Annotated in this window: 20 protein-coding genes and 1 pseudogene; 12 read left to right on the top strand and 9 right to left on the bottom strand. The window is 38.3% G+C overall.

The genetic code is table 11. The features are described 5' to 3' along the window. Nucleotides 1-50 precede the first annotated feature (50 nt). Entirely contained in the window at nucleotides 51-914 is an 864-nt protein-coding gene (gene bufB, locus ND2E_RS09200; protein ID WP_033094284.1) for an MNIO family bufferin maturase, read from the top strand. Further along, nucleotides 915-1,718 carry an HvfC/BufC N-terminal domain-containing protein gene (locus ND2E_RS09205; RefSeq protein WP_052056600.1) on the top strand — a complete coding sequence of 268 codons (804 nt, stop codon included), beginning with the start codon at nucleotides 915-917 and terminating at the stop codon, nucleotides 1,716-1,718. 55 nt (nucleotides 1,719-1,773) lie between these two features. Here ND2E_RS09205 and ND2E_RS09210 read toward each other — a convergent pair whose 3' ends face one another. Together ND2E_RS09210 and ND2E_RS09215 are read right to left on the bottom strand one after the other, a co-directional pair. After that, a complete protein-coding gene (locus ND2E_RS09210; protein WP_033094220.1) occupies nucleotides 1,774-3,138 on the bottom strand; it encodes a sensor histidine kinase in 1,365 nt (454 codons plus the stop codon). Nucleotides 3,139-3,187: 49 nt separating this feature from the next. Then, entirely contained in the window at nucleotides 3,188-3,862 is a 675-nt protein-coding gene (locus ND2E_RS09215) for a response regulator transcription factor (protein WP_033094219.1), read from the bottom strand. Between the two features lie 181 nt (nucleotides 3,863-4,043). Here ND2E_RS09215 and ND2E_RS09220 point away from each other — a divergent pair, with 181 nt between their 5' ends. Continuing rightward, nucleotides 4,044-5,786, top strand: a complete 1,743-nt coding sequence (locus ND2E_RS09220) for an amidohydrolase (RefSeq protein WP_052056598.1) — start codon at nucleotides 4,044-4,046, stop codon at nucleotides 5,784-5,786. A 169-nt stretch (nucleotides 5,787-5,955) separates the two neighbouring features. Here the strand turns inward: ND2E_RS09220 and ND2E_RS09225 are convergent, their stop codons facing one another. Beyond that, nucleotides 5,956-9,324, bottom strand: a complete 3,369-nt coding sequence (locus ND2E_RS09225) for a DEAD/DEAH box helicase (protein ID WP_033094218.1) — start codon at nucleotides 9,322-9,324, stop codon at nucleotides 5,956-5,958. A gap of 399 nt (nucleotides 9,325-9,723) precedes the next feature. On the opposite strand from ND2E_RS09225, the gene ND2E_RS09230 reads away from it, so the two are divergent. Both ND2E_RS09230 and ND2E_RS09235 read left to right on the top strand, forming a co-directional pair. Next, nucleotides 9,724-10,128, top strand: coding sequence for a hypothetical protein (locus tag ND2E_RS09230; protein WP_033094217.1), 405 nt, complete (start codon nucleotides 9,724-9,726; stop codon nucleotides 10,126-10,128). Between the two features lie 226 nt (nucleotides 10,129-10,354). After that, nucleotides 10,355-11,653: a DEAD/DEAH box helicase gene (locus ND2E_RS09235; protein ID WP_033094216.1), complete on the top strand. Its 1,299-nt coding sequence runs from the start codon at nucleotides 10,355-10,357 to the stop codon at nucleotides 11,651-11,653. A 42-nt stretch (nucleotides 11,654-11,695) separates the two neighbouring features. Here the strand turns inward: ND2E_RS09235 and ND2E_RS09240 are convergent, their stop codons facing one another. The 3 genes from ND2E_RS09240 to ND2E_RS09250 all read right to left on the bottom strand — a co-directional run bounded on the left by ND2E_RS09240 (nucleotide 11,696) and on the right by ND2E_RS09250 (nucleotide 13,294). After that, complete coding sequence (locus ND2E_RS09240; RefSeq protein ID WP_033094215.1) at nucleotides 11,696-12,376, bottom strand: helix-turn-helix transcriptional regulator; 681 nt, start codon at nucleotides 12,374-12,376, stop codon at nucleotides 11,696-11,698. An 84-nt stretch (nucleotides 12,377-12,460) separates the two neighbouring features. Beyond that, nucleotides 12,461-12,877, bottom strand: a complete 417-nt coding sequence (locus tag ND2E_RS09245) for a GFA family protein (RefSeq protein ID WP_033094214.1) — start codon at nucleotides 12,875-12,877, stop codon at nucleotides 12,461-12,463. A 33-nt stretch (nucleotides 12,878-12,910) separates the two neighbouring features. Beyond that, complete coding sequence (locus ND2E_RS09250) at nucleotides 12,911-13,294, bottom strand: VOC family protein (protein WP_033094213.1); 384 nt, start codon at nucleotides 13,292-13,294, stop codon at nucleotides 12,911-12,913. 596 nt (nucleotides 13,295-13,890) lie between these two features. Here ND2E_RS09250 and ND2E_RS09255 point away from each other — a divergent pair. Further along, entirely contained in the window at nucleotides 13,891-15,084 is a 1,194-nt protein-coding gene (locus ND2E_RS09255) for an aromatic amino acid transaminase (protein WP_033094212.1), read from the top strand. 97 nt (nucleotides 15,085-15,181) lie between these two features. On the opposite strand, the gene ND2E_RS0121585 is transcribed toward ND2E_RS09255, so the two are convergent. From ND2E_RS0121585 to ND2E_RS09265, 3 genes are all read right to left on the bottom strand, one after another. Beyond that, the gene (locus tag ND2E_RS0121585; protein WP_033094211.1) at nucleotides 15,182-15,490 is read right to left on the bottom strand and encodes a putative signal transducing protein; all 309 of its coding nucleotides are present in this window, start codon (nucleotides 15,488-15,490) and stop codon (nucleotides 15,182-15,184) included. Between the two features lie 231 nt (nucleotides 15,491-15,721). Further along, nucleotides 15,722-16,300 (bottom strand): class GN sortase, encoded by a 579-nt coding sequence (locus ND2E_RS09260; protein WP_033094210.1) that lies wholly within the window; start codon nucleotides 16,298-16,300, stop codon nucleotides 15,722-15,724. Beyond that, the gene (locus ND2E_RS09265; protein ID WP_033094209.1) at nucleotides 16,284-18,665 is read right to left on the bottom strand and encodes a marine proteobacterial sortase target protein; all 2,382 of its coding nucleotides are present in this window, start codon (nucleotides 18,663-18,665) and stop codon (nucleotides 16,284-16,286) included. The genes ND2E_RS09260 and ND2E_RS09265 overlap by 17 nt, the downstream gene beginning before the upstream one ends. Before the next feature lie 697 nt (nucleotides 18,666-19,362). Between ND2E_RS09265 and ND2E_RS09270 the strand changes: the two genes are divergently transcribed. The 6 genes and pseudogenes from ND2E_RS09270 to ND2E_RS23605 all read left to right on the top strand — a co-directional run bounded on the left by ND2E_RS09270 (nucleotide 19,363) and on the right by ND2E_RS23605 (nucleotide 22,517). Further along, nucleotides 19,363-19,968 carry a DUF998 domain-containing protein gene (locus ND2E_RS09270; protein WP_033094208.1) on the top strand — a complete coding sequence of 202 codons (606 nt, stop codon included), beginning with the start codon at nucleotides 19,363-19,365 and terminating at the stop codon, nucleotides 19,966-19,968. Between the two features lie 128 nt (nucleotides 19,969-20,096). Continuing rightward, the gene (locus ND2E_RS09275) at nucleotides 20,097-20,456 is read left to right on the top strand and encodes a VOC family protein (protein ID WP_033094207.1); all 360 of its coding nucleotides are present in this window, start codon (nucleotides 20,097-20,099) and stop codon (nucleotides 20,454-20,456) included. Between the two features lie 73 nt (nucleotides 20,457-20,529). After that, nucleotides 20,530-20,691: pseudogene (locus ND2E_RS09280) on the top strand (transposase); the annotation flags it as partial. A gap of 391 nt (nucleotides 20,692-21,082) precedes the next feature. Then, nucleotides 21,083-21,340 carry a type II toxin-antitoxin system Phd/YefM family antitoxin gene (locus ND2E_RS09285; protein ID WP_033094206.1) on the top strand — a complete coding sequence of 86 codons (258 nt, stop codon included), beginning with the start codon at nucleotides 21,083-21,085 and terminating at the stop codon, nucleotides 21,338-21,340. Then, nucleotides 21,328-21,627, top strand: coding sequence for a type II toxin-antitoxin system RelE/ParE family toxin (locus tag ND2E_RS09290; RefSeq protein ID WP_033094205.1), 300 nt, complete (start codon nucleotides 21,328-21,330; stop codon nucleotides 21,625-21,627). The genes ND2E_RS09285 and ND2E_RS09290 overlap by 13 nt, the downstream gene beginning before the upstream one ends. Before the next feature lie 680 nt (nucleotides 21,628-22,307). After that, nucleotides 22,308-22,517 (top strand): DUF6933 domain-containing protein, encoded by a 210-nt coding sequence (locus ND2E_RS23605; protein WP_052056596.1) that lies wholly within the window; start codon nucleotides 22,308-22,310, stop codon nucleotides 22,515-22,517. Nucleotides 22,518-22,637 lie beyond the last annotated feature (120 nt).

Genomic DNA, 22,637 nt, shown 5'->3' with positions numbered 1-22,637 from the left:
AGAATCAAGCCAGCGCTAGAGATTTTTCACTCTCTAGCGCTGCTGAGGGTATTGCACCACCAGAGCATTTCCTCGGCTTTGGTCTTGGGCTAAGAACAGATCATTTTCAAGATGTACTATCAACTAACCCCGATATTGACTGGTTTGAAGTGGTTTCTGAAAATTTTATGGTGGATGGTGGCAAACCTAAGCACTATTTACATGCAATCCGTGAGCTTTATCCTATGGTGATGCATGGGGTTTCCTTGTCTATTGGCTCTACTGATCCATTAAATATGCAGTACTTACGGCAATTAAAAGTATTGGTAAATGAGCTTCAACCGCAATGGATATCCGATCACCTTTGCTGGACAGGTGTAAATCAAACGAATAGTCATGACTTATTGCCTTTGCCTTATAATGAAGAAGCATTAAATCATGTTTGTGATCGTGTTGATCAAGTGCAAAATTTTTTAGGGCGTCCTATTTTATTAGAAAATTTATCTAGCTATATCACTTATAAAGAATCAGACATGAGTGAATGGGAATTTTTTAATCAAGTTGCTCGTCAATCTGGCTGTAATATACTGTTAGATATTAATAATATTTATGTCAGTGCACGAAATCATGAATTTGATGCGCAAGATTATCTTGAAGGCATCGATAAAGACAAGGTAAAGCAATTTCATTTAGCAGGTCATACTGATTACGGTAATTATGTTATTGATACACATGATCATCCGGTAGCTGATCCTGTTTGGGCTTTATATCAACAAGCACTGAAAAGGTTTGGTTGGGTTAGTACTATGATTGAGCGTGATGATAATATTCCGCCGCTGGCTGAGTTATTAGCTGAAGTGGAAACAGCACGCAATATTGCATACGACACATTAGGTCGACTGCAACCACTGAAGCAAGGGGAGATTGTAACCTAAGTGGATAAATTACCATTAGCCTCATTGCAGCAAAAAATGATTAATTATTTAGTAAATGATGATCCCAATGTCACTTCTACTATCATGAAGCAGATTAAGGACCACGGTAGGATTACTCGTGATGTTCGTCTAAATATATACAAGAACGCTTATCAAGTAAGATTGAAAGAAACCATTGAAAACGATCACGAAATGTTAGGTTTTTTTCTCGGCGATGATTTATTTGATCAAATGGTGTTAGGTTATATCAACGCTTATCCCTCTGATAATACTTCTCTAAGGCACTTTGCAGATAAATTGCCTTTGTTTTTGGCCAATACCCCCCCGTTTAAAGATCACCCCATTATTAGTGAATTGGCGCATTTTGAACGCTTCCTTATGGTTGCATTTGATGCGGCTGATGCGGCGTTATTTACTCGAGACCTACTGGCAAATACACCGCCCGAGCAGTGGCCAGACTTAGTATTTCGTTTTCATCCGAGTGTGCAACTTGCGCATTTTCATTACAATAGTGTGGAAACTTGGCAAGCACTAAAACAAGAGCAAGCACCTGAGCCAGCAAAAGAGCAACCCAGCGATTGGTTACTATGGCGCAATAAAGAGCGTTTAACACAATTTCGTTCTCTACCGGCGCAAGAATATGACCTCATTAATATGATTCTACAGGGCGCAAGTTTTGCTGATTTATGTGATTTTTTACTGCAAGAAGTGTCTGAAGAGCAGGCAAGTCCTCTCGCCTTAGATTACCTTCTTAAGTGGCTAGACGATGGCATTTTGATAAAGCAAAAATTTATTCAGCAATGACAGGCTAAGTAATAGAATACTTAGCCTAACGTTAGCTCTGTTGACTTGACTTAGCTCAGTGCGCTAACGCATCATGAAAAACCACTTCCACAGTAAATCGTTGTGCGTTTGAACTGATGTTTAATTGCCACTGTTGCTGTTGGCAAATAGTTTCAGCCAAAAAGAGTCCTACTCCGTAACCGTAAGTCACGCCTGCTTCCTCAAGCTCTAACGTGTTGTTCTCTGCTGCACCGACCGCTAAAAGGTCATTCTCAATGAGTAATGTGTGGTCACTTATATCAACTTTTACTTTACCTAATACGCTATATTGACAGGCATTTTTAAGTAAATTAGTGATTAAGATATCTGCTAATTCTAATTGACCAAATAAGCTGGTATTACCCTGCATCCTTACTGCAAAGCAGATTTTTCTTTTAGAAAAATGTTCCTCGCAAGCCGAGACTGAATTTTCAACTATTTCATCTAATAGGAATACTTTGTTTTGCAATGCGTGTGAAACTTGTTTTTGTTGGGTTAACTCTTGTTGTCCGCGCCAAAGCTGTAATAACGTATTTGTCAGCTGTTTCATTGTTAGGTGAGCCTTATTCAGCTTTACTAACTTGCTTTTGTCGGTAGCTGTTATTGCATCACTGTTATTCAATAGTGTCAGTGCTGCCGCCATAATCGCCATAGGCGTCCTCAACTCATGGCTTAAACTGCTAAGAAAATGTTTTTCTCGGGTCAAGAGGGCTTGTTCTTTATGTTGTAATTCATACTGAGTTAATAGGCTTGATTGTAAAAATTTAGCACTATTAACAAGCTCTGCAAAACTCAACGATTCAGGCATTTTTTGCTGTTGTAACGCCTTATATTCAAGGTGACTCATTGACTGAACCCAAAGGGAGAAATCAGCCATTTGTCGCGTTATTTGCCGGTTAGTATGCAAACTATAAAAAATGACTACCAATAAAAATAAAGTGACTAATAAGATAACAGCATTCTGCCAAGACTGATAAAACATAGCCTCATCTTTGAGATCAAATAAGTGCAGCACAAAGAATATTTCAGCTTTTTCAATTGAGTAATAAGGCAAAATATAGATTATTTTATCTTCTAACTGATAGATCTGGCTTTCATCGAGGGCTAAGTTGTTCTGATCGTCATTAATTTCTAACAAGGCTTGGTAGCGCTTAGGTAAACGCTTTACGCCCCAGTAATATTCTTTTCGTCCGGCATCAAATTCGATAATGTCATCTGTTACTTGGTAGTATTCACTCAGTACCTGTGCATCGTAATACATATAATAGTCAGTAGTATCGTCCATAGCGCTATAACGCATAAATACAATCACGGCACTAAACACAATGATTAATAACACTAAAATGGTTAAATAGCGTTGATTTAAGAATTGATGTAATGAATGTTTAGACTGACTAATCATAGGAAGTATCCGATATTTTTATGATGCTAATAGTATTTTTTCTTAGCTACTATGCTAGCTCTTTTAATGAAATGCCAGCGCCTCGAATGGTATGAATTAACTTAGGCTCATTTGCATTATCGATTAAATTTCGCAACCTAAAGATTAATGTTTTTAGCATGTCTTTAGAGGGGGTTTGATCGGGCCATATTTCATCTTCTATGGTAATACGATCAACAATGTGAGGGCTGTTTTTAGCAAGCAATCCCAATAATTGCCATTGGGTTGGAGATAGGGCGATTAAACGACCTGACCGACTAACACAGCGCTGTTGAAAATCTATGGATAAAGTATTTAAAGCAAATAGATCAGGTATTTCTGCTTTTGTCTCACGTTTTGCAAGTACTTGAATTCTAACTGCGAGCTCTTCTAGCTCAAAAGGTTTCGTTAAATAATCATCAGCTCCGAGAGAAAACCCATTGAGTTTGTCAGCCAAACTATCATGAGCAGTTAGAAAAATAATTGGTGTAGCAATACCAAGTGATCTGACTTTTTCACACACTGAAAAACCGTCCATACGAGGCATATTCACATCAAGCACAATAACATCGTAATGATTCTTCTCAATCAAAGTTAGCGCGTTGGCACCATCAAATGCATAGTCACATTCAATATTAAGGGTTTCTAGAAAATCAATCGTCAACTCTGCAAGGTCGGACTCATCTTCAACTAATAATATCAGCATAATTTAGCCTTGTTATGGAGTGTAAAATACATGCTATGCATTCCTTTAATTAGTGACAAGATCACTATACTTGCTAAGGTTATCACATAGCACAACATCGTCCGTTACCTTTTGGTTACCTAGCATTGATTAAACTGTTCAACAGGAATTGAATTAACTAATTATTGCGAGAACTACCTAGATGAAAAAAGTAAATAGAAATAGCTCATCAATCATTACAACGCTGATGATATCAAACTTGTTATTAGCGGGCTGCGGTAGCTCAGGTACTGAAACTGACAATATAGCGACAACGGATGATACGACCAAACCAACGAGTGAAATTGCTACTCAAGTTTATAAAAATGGCAAAATTTATACAGTAAACGAGCAACAAGAATGGGCTGATGCGGTTGCAGTAAAAGACAATAAAATCATATTTGTTGGGAGTAATGATGAAGTACAAGGTTATGTTAACTCTTCAACTAAAGTGACTGATCTATCTGGAAAGATGATGATGCCAGGCTTTCATGATGTGCATATACACCCGATTGAATCCGCCTCTGAAAATATTCAATTTGCGATTAGTGTTGAAGAAACAAATCCTGAAAATTTCATTGCAACGATTAAAAAAGCCTCACTAGAAAATCCTGGTAAAGGCTGGTTAATTGGATTTGGTCATTCTATTTTTACCTTGCTTGATTCTGCGCGTTCACCATTAGCTATTATTGACGAAGCGGTAGCTGACCGTCCTGTTATCATCATGGAGCAATCCTCTCATTCTATGTGGGTAAATTCTGCAGCGCTTGCATTAGCGGGATTCACTAAAGATACTCCGCACCCTACGGGAGGAAGAATTCTACGTGATGAAAACACAGGAGAATTGAATGGTATATTAATTGATAATGCTGGCAATATGGTCATGGACATAGCGATGGCGCCAGCCAATGAAAGTTTGCAAAAAGATTACGATGGTTTAATTGAATTTACCTTACCTGAGTTAGCTAAACATGGCATTACTTCAATTAGTGATGCCAGAAGTTTTTGGAAAAGAGATGATCATAAAACTTGGCTTAAAGCACAAAAAAATGATGCCATAACTGCACGGGTTTCGGTTGGTCTTTGGGCGTATCCAACGGCAGATGACACGGCACAATTAGCTGACTTAACAGCGTTATATAGTAATAAGCAAGACAGTTTTTTGAAATTTAACCAAATCAAACTTTATTCGGATGGCATTACTGTTAACGGTACGTCGGCAATGTTAGCTAAATACAACATAGACTTAATTGGCATTCCTGAAAATAAAGGTCTCAATTATTTTTCTCAAGAACGCATTGAGCAATATATAACAGCACTTGAGCCAATAGGCTTTGACTTTCATATGCATGCCATTGGTGACCGCGGTATTAGAGAAGCCCTTAATGCAGTCGAAAACTCAGGCTCTGATAAAGGCCGTCATCGAATTACCCACGTAGAAATAGTTGATCCTGTTGATATCCCAAGGTTTGCTCAGTTAAATGTTACTGCCGATGCACAAGTTGCTGGTGATTATACTAACCCTGAACATTGGCATGAAAATGACGAATTAATCGGTGCAGTTAGATCGGATAATGCGGTACCTATTAAATCATTAGATGCCGCTGGAGCGCGAGTTACCTTAAGTAGTGATTGGAATGTTAGTCCTTATAACCCATTCATTGGTTTACAAAATGCAGTAACTCGAGCACCCCAAGAATTAACGATAGCCAAAGCTATTAAGGCATATACCCTTAATGGTGCTTATGTCATGAGACAGGAAAATAAGGTGGGTAGTATTGAAGTTGGTAAACTCGCAGATTTCGTTATTTTAGACAAAAATCTATTTAATATTGAGCCTAATACTATTAACCAAACAAAAGTTGTTACAACGGTATTTAACGGCGAAGTGATTTATCAGCGCTAGGCTATACTTTGATTCAGCTGCAAAGGAAGAGAGCTGTCGTGTGTCATTGCTGTGTTATGGTTTTCATTAATTATAATACGGTGCTGCTGTTTATGAGATCAATCTAACGTTATTTTATAAGACCGATACGATTTGTATCGGTCTTTATCTTTATACTCACTTAGTTTAGTTAACTCAGCGGTGTAAGTAGAGAATCTAATATATCATCCGTTAAACTCAGTTTATTATCACTGACTTCTTCAGATAACAAGGCTTTCGCTAGTTCAGCTTTATTTTGCTGAATTTTTTGGATTTTCTCTTCAATTGAGTTTTCAATAATCAATTTGTAAACAAACACCGGTTTGCTTTGTCCGATCCGATAAGCTCTATCAGTGGCTTGATTTTCTACTGCAGGGTTCCACCAAGGATCAAAATGAATTACCGTATCGGCTGCGGTTAAGTTTAATCCCACGCCACCAGCGCGTAAGCTAATTAAAAATACCGGCACTTCACCACACTGAAATTTATCAACAATTTCTTGTCTCTTGGTGGTTGAACCCGTTAATTTAACATAGCCAATCTCGGCACTTATCAGTTCGTCTTCTATTAAAGAGAGCATACTAGTGAACTGTGAAAAGATTAATATTTTACGGCCTTCATCAATTTGTTCTGGTAAGGTTTCCATTAAATAATCAAGTTTTGCTGATTGATTTACTTTTTTCGCGCCATCAAGTGATAATAATTTAGGGTGATTACATACCTGTCTTAGCTTTAATAAGGCATCTAATACTTCTATCTGACTACGTTTTAAGCCCTTATCAGCAATAATATCTTTTAAGCGACTATCCATGGCTAAACGTACTGACTCGTACAACTCAGCTTGCTTACCTTCAATACGTAAGGTTTGAATTATTTCAGTTTTTGGTGGTAACTCAGTGGCGATTTTATCTTTGGTTCTGCGCAGAATAAATGGCTTAATTCGTTGATTTAATAATTGCTTGCGCTCTAGTTCACCATGTTTTTCAATCGGTGTTCTAAAGAGCTTGGTAAATTGTCTTTGTCCCCCTAAAAAGCCAGGCAGTAAAAAATTAAATTGCGCCCAGAACTCGCCTAAATGGTTTTCCATTGGCGTACCAGTTAAGCACAGCTTATGCTGCGCTTTTAGGGTTAGAAAGGCTTTGTATAATTTAGTTTTAGTATTTTTTATATAGTGGGCTTCATCAAGCACAAGATAATAAAATTTACTCTCACTATAGTGCTCTAAATCTTTGGTAATTAATGCATAACTGGTGATGATTATATCAACCTGATTTTCACCATTTCCAATGCCCTCAAGACAGCCAAAATGTTCATGACGTTTGCTGCCGTGTAATACTTGATAAGAAAGCTGCGGGGTAAATTTATCTATTTCATTAGCCCAGTTGAAAATAACACTGGTGGGCGCAACAATTAACACTGGTTTTGTTAGTCGGCCTTGCTGCTTTTCAATTAATAAGTGCGCCAAGGTTTGAATGGTTTTACCCAACCCCATGTCGTCAGCCAAAATACCGCCCAATTGATATTCACGCAAAAATTGTAACCAATTTAGTCCTTGATGCTGATAAGTTCTTAACGTTGCGTTTAAACCGTCTGGCACTTCAATCGAGGTTACTTGTTGAAAGTTTTTCAGTTTATCAGCCAGCGCTCTTAATTTACTTGTGCCTGTTGCGATCATGCCTTGGTCATCTAACATTGACAGGGTTTGATGACTTTGAAAGCGCGATAGCTCTATGGTGCCATCTTCATTTAATGCGTTAGGCATAAACAGTTCAATGAACTGTTTTAATATTGGCTGCACGCTTTGATACCGCAGAGCGACAAAACCTCCATTATCCAAATCAACATAAATAGGGGATTCAGGTGAGATAAGTTGCTCTTTTTCACGGTCAAGCAATGCTGATCTTGGCAGTTGCTCAATGGCGCTAAGTAAAATGGGAAACGCAGGCATTTTCTTCCCATCAATGGTTAAATTTAACCCTAATGAAAAAAAGTCATGGTCATCGGTTTCAATGACTTCGGCATCAAAGACACTATCGGTTGAGAGTGCTTTATAATAAAAATCATCAGCAAAGCTGGTATGCCACCCAAGACTTTCAAGGGCTGATAATTCTTGATGTAAAAAGTGTTGCCAATGAAAACTGCCTTGCATCAGCATGGCAAATTCAGCTGTTTTACTTTTGTTAAGATCGCTCTGACTAGTATAAGTGTAACGCTTAGGTTTGGGTTGAACACTAAATTTCAGAGCTGTTAATTTATCAATTACTGTTTGCTCAAAGGCCAAGTCTCGATAAATTTTTATCTCGCGTGAACTTTCATTTTCACGCTCACCTACATCCTCAATCTTACTATCAGCATCCAGCTCACTATTTTGATCTATTACTTTGGCCGGTGTAATCGTAACGCGCTCGTTATGTGGGTTAACGAAATTACCTTGATAGGAAAAATTAACCTGCACATAGCCTGTTTGACGGTTTGAAGCGACAGGCGTAGTAAAATGCAAGTACACATCGGGTTGTGTTAACTCTTGTGAGTATTTCGTTTTTGGCTTAGGCAATCGTTTTACTGCATCGCCTAATGACATTGTTAATTTACTCATTATCCAAGGTAAATTATCTTCTTCAAAAATGGGAGAATTGAGTAAACCGGCTTCAAAATCACATTGCGTATTGGTCTTAATTTGGCCAAAGCAATTTTTGTCTTCATCATAGAAACACAGTGGTTGGGCTTTGATGATACGAATACTCTCAGATGGCTGCATTAGAACCAGCTTTAAGGTATGTAAACTGTTACCTAGCGCAAACCACTGCCACTCAGCTTCTATAGGTTCACTTAAGGTCACCGGGTCGCTTAAGTCGTATGTTGAATGCCAAAAACAGCGATTTGTTTTAATAATGCGCTCAAATAAATCAAAATACTTAACGGTATCGCCATACTGGTTGGTGCGCATCAACTCGGTGAGTACAGCAACATCATCGTCATTAGCATAAGCACTGTTAATCAAGGAACCTGCTGAAGATTCACTGCCAATGGCACTATTCCAGCCACCACTCACCTTTGGTCTAGCTGACTTAATGCCTAAGGTAAAGTAGTCATCTTCGTTATAAGGGTTGGGCTTTAAAAAGTATAATAATGATTTTTGTTGGATATTCGGTTGATATCTACTTGGCTGAGCTTGAAATCGGTCAAGCCATTTATCAATCACTTTTTCTGAGGTTGCTATGCTATTTTGGTCAAAATGTTCGTGAACAAAACACTGTGCCAATGCCGCACCATGCTTACAGTCTCGACCGACATAACAATCACAATAACTGGCAATATCACTAAATTTTCCATCAAGCACTAACCGTGTTAAATAAGTCGACTCTTGTGAACGCTCACTAACTACTACGCCGCGAATGACTTCACCGTCAAGAGCGCAGGTTTTAACGCCATTTGCCTGAAAAATTCTTGCGCCTTTTTTCCATTCATTTTTGGTAAAGTGTTTTTCAAGCAACTCAGGTGTAAATGTGTTTTTGGCCATAGGTATTCAATTATTAATCTTTAAATCGGTTGGTAAGTTGAAAGCTGGGTCGTTATCAATTACAGCAATAGTGCCTTCAAGGCTAATTGCCAGTGGCGAGTCACTCATTAAGTAACCCCGATAGTACCATATCGCCCGCTTCTTCATAAGTGCGGTCATTATATTTCAATCAAAAAAACGTAATGATTTTCACTTATTTATCAGTAGCAAATGGCTAACATTATTGACTTAATGATTTTCCATAATTGCAGCCGTTCTTTTGTACATCATAAATTATAGTAAGTTATTCCTTGTTATCTACATCAACTAACAAGGAATAATCTAGTTAAATTTAAAAATTAGCAGTAAAATCCATGCATAATAAATATCCCTTATGAGGGACTAAGCAAGGAAAAGTGCGTGATTTCAAAAAAAGTAAGAGAGCTGTTTGTGTCATTAATGGAAGCTGCAGATGATACGCCAGTTTCTTATGATGTCGAAACTGAGCAGTACAGTGGTTATTTTAATAATGCCGTGGTTGATAAATATATTGACCTAGGCGCATTAGAATTGGTTGAAGGGGGAAGTGGTGCTACGACTATTCTTATCAACAACCGAGACGATTTTTTAAGCTCTTTCGCTGCGGGCATACGGGAGGCTAAAAACGGTAGTGACCAATCTTATGCAGACTATAATGCCAATCCTTTTGCCTTTTCAGTCGGCTATGAGCATTTTCATCAAATAGCGAAGAAAAAACGCAAGATAAGTGGCTATATCTGTCATGGTTTTGAAAATGATGAAACGGGCTTAATACATCAACAATAACTCGATGTTATATCGTTCAATTACAGGGGGGATTGTTTGTTAGGTAGTTTTCAATAATTCCTAGGTCACTTTCTTACCACTTTATTTGGAAGTTAACATCCGTTATACCGATATACGACTAGGCTGAAAAATATAACCACAGAGTTGACGCGATTTTACTAACTGACTCAGGCATAAATACGTTAAAATAGCAGGCTATTAATTATCCTTTGAGCCCTTTATTTTAATGACAACTGTTACAACGCCCGCCACCTTTACAGAACTTGGCCTGATTACTCCCTTATTAGCGCGATTAGCTGAGCTGGAATATCAACAGCCTACGCCGATTCAAGCGCAAGCGATCCCAAGTGTATTAGCGGGTTGTGACTTAATTGCCGGGGCAAATACCGGCTCGGGAAAAACAGCTACCTTTGCATTACCAATGTTGCAGCAAATACGCGCAGACAAACCCGTAAGTGGCAAGGGCAGTAAAGGAAACTTTGTTGCGGGACTGATTTTGGTGCCTACCCGTGAATTAGCTAAACAAGTGGCTGACAGCATTAAATCGTACGCGGTGCATTTTAATGGTGATATTAAAACCGTTGCCGTTTTTGGTGGTGTTTCAGTTAATACTCAAATGCTTGCCTTACGTGGCGGTACCGATATTTTAGTGGCAACGCCAGGTCGATTACTTGATTTGATTTCTAGTAATGCTATTAAGCTTGATAAGGTTAAAACCTTAGTACTTGATGAAGCCGATAGAATGTTAAGTCTAGGTTTTACTGAAGAGCTAACGTCATTGTTAGCATTAACGCCAAAGCAAAAACAAACCTTACTCTTTTCTGCGACGTTTCCTGAACAAGTACAAACCTTAACTCAAGAGTTACTCTATAATCCAGTTGAAATACAATTGCAAAGTGCGGATGCCAGCACCTTAGTACAGCGTGTTTTTACCGTGAACAAAGGCGAGAAAACAGCGGTACTAGCGCATTTAATTCAACAACATCAATGGCGACAAGCGCTTATTTTCGTTAATGCCAAACATCACTGTGAACACTTAGCTGAAAAATTAGCTAAACGTGGCATTACCGCCGCTGTGTTTCATGGCGATAAAGGCCAAAGTGAACGTAATCGTGTGCTTGATGGTTTTAAAGCCGGCGATATTGACGTGTTAATTGCCACAGATATTGCGGCGCGTGGTTTAGATATTGAAAAGTTGCCAGTGGTTATTAACTTTAATTTACCTCGAAGCCCATCAGACTACATGCACCGTATTGGTCGAAGTGGCCGTGCTGGCGAAGTAGGTTTAGCATTATCCCTTATCGATCATGAAGATTATCATCACTTTAAAGTCATCGAAAAGAAAAACAAAATCAGGCTTGAGCGTGAGCAAGTTGAAGGGTTTGAAGCGGATGAAATTGCTGCTGATTCCATTTTAGCGGTAGAGAAACCGATGGCAGCGCCAGAAGGCACAGGGAAGAAAAAGCGTAAAAAGAAAAAAACTATCAATGCTGATATTTGGGCAGGTTATTCTAAGCCAGAATAATAGCAATTAAATGCTACGCATCAAGGAGAGGGCAGGTGGTAATTAGCCATATTTTCTCTGCATTTCCTTGATGAAGTCGTCGAGTTCTTCGCCGTCAACCACAGGAAAAAATCGCGGAACGAGGTTAATTAATATTATCCGGTCGATGCGAAAATTTCGGAAGTCATTTCTAAGTTCACACCAGGTTAATAGTGTCCAACAACCTCGCCATAAATGGATAGCGAGCGGGCGTACCTCTCTACTGGTTTGTGCTTGGTTAGCATCTTCATAATTCATTTGAATGTACTGTCTATCTGTGGCCGCTTTACGTATAAGGTCTAGATATTGAAATTCATTTGATTTGGCATGAAACTTAGGTGCAAACATTAACGAGTTAAATGTTTGCAGTCTGTCAGGTAATACAGCCGATATTTTGATCATTGCTTGTTTGGCGGCACTGGCCAGCTCGCTACCTCCCCACGCTTCAACCATTCTCATGCCTACTTGAATCGCTTCAAGTTCTGACTCGTCAAACATAAGTGGTGGTACGTCTACTTCATGACGCAATAAATAGCCTACACCGGCTTCACCTTCTACAGGAATGCCATTGGCAATGAGATCTTGAATATCTCGATAAATAGTTCTGGTCGACACTTCGAGTACTTCTGCTAATAAACTCGCAGTAGTCAAACGGCGGTTTTTTAACAGTTGGATTATTTGAAAAAGTCTGTCTGCACGGCGCATAATTATTTCTTGCTTTAATACATAAACCCAGCATTGAACTGGGCTTATGATTTGTTTTTATATACAGTTAAGAGTGAATTTTAGCTACATTTGAGTGGCAAAATACGCCATTATCTCATCGGTTGTCATTTCTTTTGTTTCATTTGAAAAGCAGTAATAACTTGGTCGTATGTCACTAAAGTATTGCATATCCATTACTAGTCCTTTCAAGTCGGGAAACAAACCTACGGGCATATTGTATTCACCTGTTGCATTTAATTTATAAAACAGATGTGTGCCACATTCGCTGCAAAAACCACGAGATGCCCAAGAAGATGACTTGAATAGGTTCACTTTATCATCACCTTCGATGGTTACTTTGCTACCACATTTCACGGCAAAAAATGGTGCGCCACCCCATGTTCTGCACATTTGGCAATGGCATACTGTAAATTTTGGATTAATGTTCTCTACCGTGATTTTTACAGCGCCACAAAGGCAATTTGTTGTTGAGTTAGACACCTTGATGAGCCCTCAATAGAAAGAAAGATATCATTACAGATTTTGAGACCACAACCCAACTTTATTTCCTTCACTATCGACAAAAATAGCAATGTAGCCACATTCGCCATCTTTAATAGGCATTGGCGGTAATAAAATTTCAACACCTGCTGCTTTAATCTCATTCACTTTGTCATTTAACGTCAAACTAAGGTGCAAATAAACGGTACTGCCATCTCGACTTGGTACCATCATATCGTGTTTTAACAGGGCAAAACTTGGGTCACCTAGGTTGGCCGTTTCAGCAATAGACATTTCCATGTCATTCATTACTTCCTGCTTAAATGTCACAGCAAAATGCGTTTGATAAAATGTGACTGCTCGGTTCATATCTGTAACAGATATTTCGGCCCAGACTAATGGTGCATGTTCTAACATATTGTATTCCTTTAATTAATGATACCAAGTTGATCAAGTTCTTTCCCACTCAGCGAGAATTAAAAGGCTTAGAGGCAAGGCATTGATTGAAGAGAATGGTTATTCAGGAGAATATGCTCCTGCATTCTCTAATAAGCTGCATCCATGCAGCGTCCTTGTCAAAATCAATAACGTCGTATGTAAGCCTTTTAAACTCGCTCTCTTGGAGCTTACTCGATGCCCACTAACATCGTTAAATTTACTTGATTTAGAATGACTAAACCGAAACAAATTTTCCTTGTTATTGAACATAGAGCAAAGCTCTGAGTTGGGAAGAAATTTAATCAAATTGGTATAAGTTCACAATCGGGTTGATTGCGAAAAAAGAACAATAGCACTGTACTACTGACAGCATTGTGTCAGTAGTCATTTGTTTTTTATTGAAAAGGTACAATTTAGGATGAAACCTCCTTCATCAAACAAGATTAGCGGTTAAATTAGTGTGATTTACAGAGCAAGTAGTCATTTAAAAAATAATAACAGATGATAGAATAGATATTTGATTTAGCAGTATTAAATTACCCTGATATTTATTTACCTAAAGTTGAAATTCTCCTATGTTCGCCAATATTCCTGCTCCAGCTTCCGATGAAATTATCGATTTAATGGCCCGTTCTTCTAACGATGAAAGAGCTTTTAAAGTTGATTTAACCGTAGGTGTTTATAAAGACAGCAACGACAATACCTTGTTAATGAAAGCGGTGAAAGAAGCTGACCAACTTCTCGCCAAAGCAGGACGTAATAAAAGTTATGTTGGCTCAAAAGGCGACCTTGAGTATGTTCAACTACTACAAGAGTTAGTGCTTGCAAACCAAAGCGTTAATGGCTATATCAGCGGCGTACAAACGGCAGGGGGCAGTGGTGGTTTACGCGCCATTTTAGATGTCATTAAACTGGCAAACCCTGATGCCAAAATTTGGGTCAGTGATCCAACGTATGCCAATCATATTCCAACCATTATCGCCGCAGGTTTGGCTTATGAGGAATATCCTTTTATTGATCATAAAACCATGATGCTTGATGAACAGGGCATGTTCAATAGACTTGAAAAGTTAGGCAAAAATGACGTGGTATTGCTGCATGGCTCTTGCCATAACCCGTCAGGATTACGTTTAACGTCGCAACACTGGCAGCAAATTGCCCAACTATCAAACTCAACTCACTTCTTGCCTTTAATAGACACCGCTTATCAAGGTTTTGCCGATGGGTTAACTGAAGATGCTGCGGGTTTACTGACTGTTGCTAATACCGTTGAACGCTTAGCGCTTTGCGTAAGCTGTTCGAAAAATTTCGGTGTATACAGTGATAGAGTCGGCGCGGCTTATATTTTAAGCCCGACAGAAGAAGAGGCAAACACAGTGCAAGCTCAACTCGCCATTATGAGTAAAACGACTTACTGGGTACCGCCATCAAACGGCGCTGAAATTGTCAAAACCATTTTGAAAACCCCTGCATTGAAAAAAATGTGGTCAGATGAACTGTCGCAAATAAATGTCAAAATTAAAGGTATAAGAGCAAAGCTTTGTGCAGCATTTCGTCAACACTCAGGTGATAATTATTTTGACTATATTTTATCGCAAGAGGGCATGTTTGCCATGTTGCCTGCATCAGAAGAACAAATGGAATTATTGAGAGTTGACTATGGGGTATATGGCTTGAATAACGGTCGAATTAATCTTGCCTCAATTCCCGAACAAGATATTGATTATCTTGTGACCAGTGTATTAGCGGTTACCCGAGCCGTTGCATAACTTAAGTCATTCAACGGTGATATGCAGTATTTTATAAGTGAAATACGTTATAAACGAAATACGTTGGCATAAGTGTCGTAGCTACATAGACTGCGAGCTAGGATGCCTTTTCAGTTTGGCACTGCCAACAAGAGTCAAAAGAAGCATCATTGTATTCTTGGCACTGCTGACAAAACCAATCGTGCTCTCCTTGCTGCTTTAAGGCCTGCGCTAAGATTGTTTCCGCTTTCTGTTCATCGACATCATTAATTATCCATAACTCTACCCAAGTATCTATTGGCGCTAATACGCCTGCGGCACCTGAGGCAAACTCATTTTTTAACGTCACTTCTATATGTTGATTTTCAAGAATGTTTTTAGCGTTATTGACTAAAAATGTATTTTCATTAGTGTAAATTAATTTCATAGGCACAGCTCTTTTATACTGAAAGTAAAGGTTATACCCAAACGACATGAAAATATATATTTCAGAGCTTGGGTATATATTAATAATAGAACCTTTATCGGGAAAAATTATTTCTTTTGTTTTGACGTCTCTAGTCGAAGGTCCATTGTCTTTAGGTATTAGTCTCATTACAACGGAGTAAGTTCATTATCGTATTTATATGATGATTATTGCAAAAAGCATTTAAAGCATTTAAAGCAATCGTGCTGTTATCACATACCTTTCATTACTATTGCTGCCTGCAACATTCGCTATATTACGAGTATTAGTAAAAGGGTAACAAGTGATTAAAATGAGCTGCGAATCATCTCCCAAAACGGGTAGCTCGCCGGTTGAAGCATCGACAATATCTATGGCTTCAACTTGGTAAAGCTGGCTTTGGCCATGTTTGTCAGCTAATGAAATGATATCGTTCATAACTACCTCGTCTAAAAATGAAAAGTGACTGTCTTTATGCCCTGCAACAACAAAAGCTTGAGTGCTTAGGGCTTGATTAAAAGGCGCAATAGCACCAGCTGAAAAAGCTAATGTGGTCGGGTCGCCGCCGTTAAGTACCACCACTTGCTTGTTTAAGCGTTCAAATGAAAGCTCTGCAATGGGATAAGTATCTGCCCACGGCCAAGGTTTAATTTGTTGTTTTAAATCGATTGTTTGATGCCAGCTGTAACTTATTAATTGCTCAGAGAGCCAGCCTTTGATTGGCAGCCAACTCGCATGAAGACAAAGTAAGCTGCCCGTAATAAGTAGCGATTTTTTAATGAGTTTTTTCATTACCACTCACCAACTTAAAAGCTCTACTAGCCAGCCAAGCATTTTTCAACCAAGCTATGTTTCTAATCTTTATTAACACTACGTTAAGCAATATTAGCGCTATGCCAAGCAGAAACTGTAATTGCCAATCAAGGGATGTTTGCGGCATAGCTACCAGTAAACTCTCATGCGCCTTTACCGCGTTATCTTGAGGTTTTTTGACCGATGATAAGTTGTTTTTTGCCAGCAAAGCTGAAGCTTCAGGCTGTTTTTCTACCGCAATAAAACTGGTGTAAGGCGATATTATTTGATGATTGAGCGACGTGGCGATAACCTGCGATTTGACCTGGTCTTTATTAGCGCCAACAATTAGGCTGTCGACTAAATCCTCTATTTTACCTCGTGCCCAAAGTGATGAAATACCTTTCGAGGTCTGGCGATCATCAATGATTAATTGTTGGTAGAAAGGCGTTGATGCAGTTTCAGCGGTTAATTGCACACTGGTGATAGGGAACTGAGATTTAAGGGCTATTTGCAACGGCTCACCAAAATATAAATCAGGGATCTTTTTAGGATAAATCTCAACCTGCTGGTGAATTTGGTTATCAAGCATTAGGTCAATATTAGTGAGTGCAGGTTGGCTTATTTTTGTCATGAAATGGTTCATTTTTCGCTGCACTTCACGGTTATTTTGAATAAACACATAACTTCCACGACCAAATTGCGCTGCTTTTTTCATAAAGTAACCATTGGGTGCTACGCCAATTCCTACTGTATATAAGCGAAAGTTTAAACGAAAATTCTCTTGGGCATTGTTCAGTAATTGCATAAGCTCAAATTCATTAGCAACAGCGCCGTCAGTAATAAAAACGATTTGGCGAATTGCTTTGGCAGACTGCGCTTTATCTTTTTTCATCATTAACGCATTGCTTAATGGTCGGTACATTTCAGTGCCACCATTTGCTCTTAAGTTATCAATGAATTGTTGCGCTGTTGAGATATTGTCTGCTGAGGCCATATGGGTGACGGGGAACAGTAATTCGGTTTCATTATCGAACGCGATAATATTGAAACTGTCGTTATTGTTAAGCTGTAATAGGGCAAGTTGCAGACTGGCTTTCGCTTGTTGCATTGAGCCGCCTTGCATTGAGCCTGAGGTATCAATGATAAAAATGATATCCCTTGCAATCACTTGCGCGACGGCTGTTTCAGGCGGGAAAAAGGTCAATAACGTATAATGCTCACCTGAAACTTCTTGGGTAAAACTACTGATTTGAGGCTGATTACTGGCAATTAATTGCCAAGTTAAATCAAATGTTTTGTCAGATATCACATGGGTTTTATCTAAGGTAATAAAGTAAGCGTTTTGCTCACTGTTTAACTCACGTAATTGAATTTTGTGGCTGTCACTAACAATAGACGTGATAGGAATACCTGAGTTTAAGACAATGTTTATTGATGATTGACTACGGGCAACTGATCGAATGTGTGTGGTGGGTGAACGTGTCGTTGATGTTTTAAATGGCTCAGGTAATTCTTTTGGTGAAAGGTTAGTTGAAATATTAGCTGAAACGTAAGTTAAGTCGCGAGTGAAATTACTTGGCGAGCGTTCGGATGAGTGTTCAGGTGAATGGCCAGGTGAGTGCCCAGATGATTCATTAAACGAGTAGGATGTTGATCTCGGTTGGTACCTATCGGTTAGGGCAAGGGGCAATCGTAAATTGAATTTACCCTGAGAGAACGAGACAGGCATGATAAATTTTAACGTAACAACAACGGTTGATTGCGCAGGAATATTCGCTATGTTATTGGTAAATAAATTCGGCCGCTGTTGCTCTACTAAGCTTGCTTTTCGTCCTTGTTTTTTGGCTTTTTGGTAAATGGCTTTTGCTGCTCTTTTTTCCATTATTTCGCCAAGTATTTCTACATCACCCATTTTTATCATTAACTGTTTAACTGCTGAGTTTTCAAGTAACGGGAACTGATACTTTCCCGCTAACGCAATAGTGTAGGGGTTAATGAAGGTTTGCTTTATTTCTGCATAAGCAACTAAACCATTAATTTCAATGTTGGCTTTAATATCGACAGGGAAGGTTGCACGCATGGCTGAGTTGGTACTTTGACTTTTATTTGGATCCTGGTTTTTATTAGGGTTCTCAAATAGCAATTGCGGGCCATGAATAAGGGCATTGCTTCTGTTTATTTGTTCCGGTGAATCAAGTTGGCTACTTTGTGCAAAGGGCATAAAAACCAAGGCAAGTGAGATGATAAGTAATAACAAAAGTGAAATTTTAAACCATTTATAGCGTCGTTTTTTTCGCTGTTGTTGGCAATAATACGAATTTTTATAATCAATAAGTTGTAGATTTTTCTTAGAAGTAAACATCGCTTGCTCTTGTCTTGAGTTGATATAGAGCATTAAAGCAAAGTAATGAGTGTTACTCGTGTCAGCTTAAGGGCAAAGTAATGTTGAAATGTGGCGAAAAGATGGCAGCTTCAGTGTAAACACAGAAAAGTACATCTGTTGACTTATTGTCACTGTTGCAAGTGTTATTGAAACCGTTATTCCCGCCTTGTCATGGGGGTTCATGGGTTTGGCGTTTAAACGCTGATTTATATAGCGTAGTAATACCTTTCAACGTCACTTGAGGTGAAAAATCATGGCATGCCCGATGGCCGAATAACGATTTATGGAACATGGATTAGAGCAGTGTAGCAGATAAAGGAATGGTAAATGTTTAAATTTATTCTTGTCTACTTATTCCTTAATTAGATGTCTCTTTGGTGCGCTTAGCCGACATTAACCTATAGCTTTTAGCCATATATTTTCTCATGCATTACGCCTGTATTTATTACTGATTTTATGTACAGGTTAAGAGGTGGTATCACCTTTTGAGAGAAGTCAGGTATAACGCCTTCTTTCAACTTATGGTATAAATCCTTGTACTTGGTAATTCCTTGAAAATCATTCGATTAACCGTTATTGTTGAGTTCAATGAATTATGAAAGGAGGCGTTGTGCCTTGTTTAAATAAGGCACAATGCCTTCCAATAAGCTGTTAGTTTACAAAAAGGATTTTGGTGGTGTTTGAAAGTATTGCGATCTATTCAGGCTTAATTGCAACAATTTGGATTTTCATTGGTGTATATGTAGCAAGTAGATTTTACGCTGGTTACAACCATTCTACTCAATTTTGTAGTGAGTTAGGCGCAGCAGGCAGCCCAACTGAAAAGTTGTCTCCCTTAATCAATAATTACCCTCTAGGCTTTCTATTTTGCTTCTTTGGTTGGTATTTGGCACAACTCTCGGACGTTTCAATCTTAGTTAATATCGCGGGTTGGCTAGTCATTATCCATGGAATTGGTACGTGGGTAGCAGGTTATTTCCCTATGGACGCAGATCCCTTTACAAAGAGTCCAACTTTTAATTGTAAGGTACATTCTTGGGCTGGTTTAATTATGCTGCTTTCGTTAGTTGTAGCACCAATATTAATTGCTATAAGTCCAACAACTGAAGTCATCCCACTATATTTCCGTATTGTTTCAGTTGTTTCTGTTATAGCCGCTGTTTATTATCTCTTTGCTATGGCTAAAGCTGTACAGTCTCAAAGTAACCCGGGCATTCATCAACGTATTTCTTATGGCTTTCAGTTATTGTGGCTAAGTGCCTTTTCATTAGTATTGGTGTAACTGTAAACTAACAAGTGTTTTAACAGGGACAAATAAAGCTTGGTTTTTGTTCACTACGTTCACTATTTTAACCAAGCTAATTATTTGCCCATTAAACGGGCGTAAGGTGAAAAGGAGGTTAAGCATATATGGGGAATCCATCTACTTTATTAGTCGTTCAAGACCTTCTTATTTCAAAAAAGTTCTACATTGATGTCCTTGGTCTAATTCTTGTCGAAGAATATGAAGACAGTTTAAAACTTAAAAATGGCTCACATAATGTGTTCATGTTTGGAGGAGCAATGGAGGCAGCAAACTATAAGCACGGATTTAATTCAAATTCATCATTGGTGCTTACTGTTAGAAATTTGGACGAAAAAATTGAAGAGTTAAAATCAAAAGGTGTTGTTTTTGTACATAAATCACCTCATGAAAATAGGTGGGGTCGCTATGCCGCTTTTAAAGACCCATCAGGGATCGTAAATGAACTCATGGAATTTTTCACCTAACAAGGCAATTAAACGGAAAGTGATCTTCCCCGATAAAACGGACACCAAAATCTAACTAAAGATGAGGTGTCTTATGCCAAAGTACAACAATCCAAGACGAACTTGGAAGTATTCAAACGACTTTAAAGTCAATGCTGGTCAACTGAGTTTTGTTGTCGGCGTCACAATCAAATCTGTCGCTGAAAAGCTCGACATACACCCATTTATGCTGTCACGATGGCGAAAAGAATATCGAGTTGAAACTTTCCAGTATTAACAGCTACATTAATGTTTTAATTAGTTTTTGTTATTCATAATAAACTAACTCTTGCTTGCGTAATGCGGGTTCGAGACCCAGTAGACTATTCGAGTGTGGTGCTTGGAGTCCTTTATCGCGTTCGTTCTTGTTATCGGGCTCTCAACTGAGGATCCACTGTTTAATCGAACTACGATAAAGAAAGCTTAAGTTGCTGCTTAAGCCTAGGTCTCACATTACCCGAAAACCGTTTTAGATAGCAATGTAGATTAAGGTATTATCCATACAAGCTGTTACTCGCCGCTTAAAACGGCGTTGGCCGTATAGTTGTGACCTTTAACTTATGTGATACTATAGTGATACATTATTTAAATTCTAAATAGGGTTTATCATGAGAGTTGAACTTGTTACGACACTTAAACGTCAAGCCACCAAAATATTAGCTGATCTTCATACTTCTAAAGAGCCAGTGCTAATTACTGAGCACGGTCAACCGTCAGCTTATTTAGTTGACGTTGATGATTATGAATTTATGCAACAACGAATGGCAATTCTTGAAGGTGTTGCACGTGGTGAGCAAGCAATTAAGAATGGTAATACATTCTCGAATCAAGAAGCAAAAGAGAAAATGAACAAATGGCTGAAGTAATTTGGACATCGACAGCCCTTGATGATTTAAATGATATAGCAGAATATATTGCTTTAAGTAACATTACCGCAGCAAAAAAATTGGTACAAAAAGTATTCGATAAAATATCCAGATTAGAAAATCATCCCGAATCTGGTAAAAGTCCACAGGAGTTAGTTAACTTAAATTACCGAGAGGTGAATATTAACCCTTGTCGTATTTTCTATAAAATTGATAGCGACAACGTTTATATTTTACATGTCATGAGGCAGGAACGAGACCTACGTAGATTTCTTCTACAGGGCTAAATATGGCTAATAAGGGTTTTAAAGTCGGATTCATAACAGTTTGCTCGGTTCCACTTAGTTTCACATTTTAGCAAACTGAAGCTCGCCGCTTAAAACGGCGTTATATTTTTAGGGAGTTCCTGTGATAAGAGTTATCCTTTTAATATTTTTCATAATCCTTAGTGGTTGTTCCACTACAGAGCGTATTCCTTTCGTGTTAAGTTCTGCAAAAATATCTGACATTTCCATTAAAAAATCAAACGAATCTCAGAGGGAAGAATATAGTTTCAGTTTTAATTATGAAATAAATAACTATATTGAAACTGAAAACACTTATTTTTGCTCTGTGACAGTTTTGACTTTAGGTGGACCATCTTTTATGTCTCATATTGAAGGTAAGCTGACTCCTTGTGAAATAACTTCTTCTAATGGTGGGGGCTTCATTATGTGGACCTCTACAAGTAAAAAAAATGTTATGTCTAGAAATATCAATTCAACATACTTTTTGCTTGATATTTTCAAAAAGAAAGTCGAAAGGTTAGTCATAGTATCTCAAATTCACAGTTGATAAAATTTGATTCAAAAATATAATAAGTAGTTAAAGCAGGACAAAAAACAGTTGGTTTTTGTTCTTTCGTCGCTTTTTATAACCAACTATTTATTGCCCGTTATTTGGGCGTATGTGTCGATAAAGTAGAATTATGATTCAATTACGGTGTACTAAAAAGGTTCAAGATTTCATCGGTGTTAAAAAAGAAAACCTATGTAAAGTTTCAGAAAGAGAATCATCACTTGGCAATTGGATGGCAAATATTTTCATTCAAGATCGCCGAAAAATTATATGCTTCATGAATGAAAGAACTTTACTTTCATTTGTTTTGACTGGAGTCACAAAACCTAAAGCTGCGTAATACTATGATGCCGATCGCTCAATACCATTCAAGCCGATCACTTTTTTGTCTGCCAGTAGACCTCAGTAAAATCTAACTTGAGTGATCGGCATCAGTCAAGGAATTTAGTTTTTTTCGCAT

The sequence above is a fragment of the Colwellia psychrerythraea genome, from assembly GCF_000764225.1.
In the GTDB taxonomy this organism is placed as follows: domain Bacteria; phylum Pseudomonadota; class Gammaproteobacteria; order Enterobacterales; family Alteromonadaceae; genus Colwellia; species Colwellia psychrerythraea_D.
Note: the sequence above shows the minus strand (reverse complement) of the source record. Positions and strands in the feature narration are given on the sequence as shown.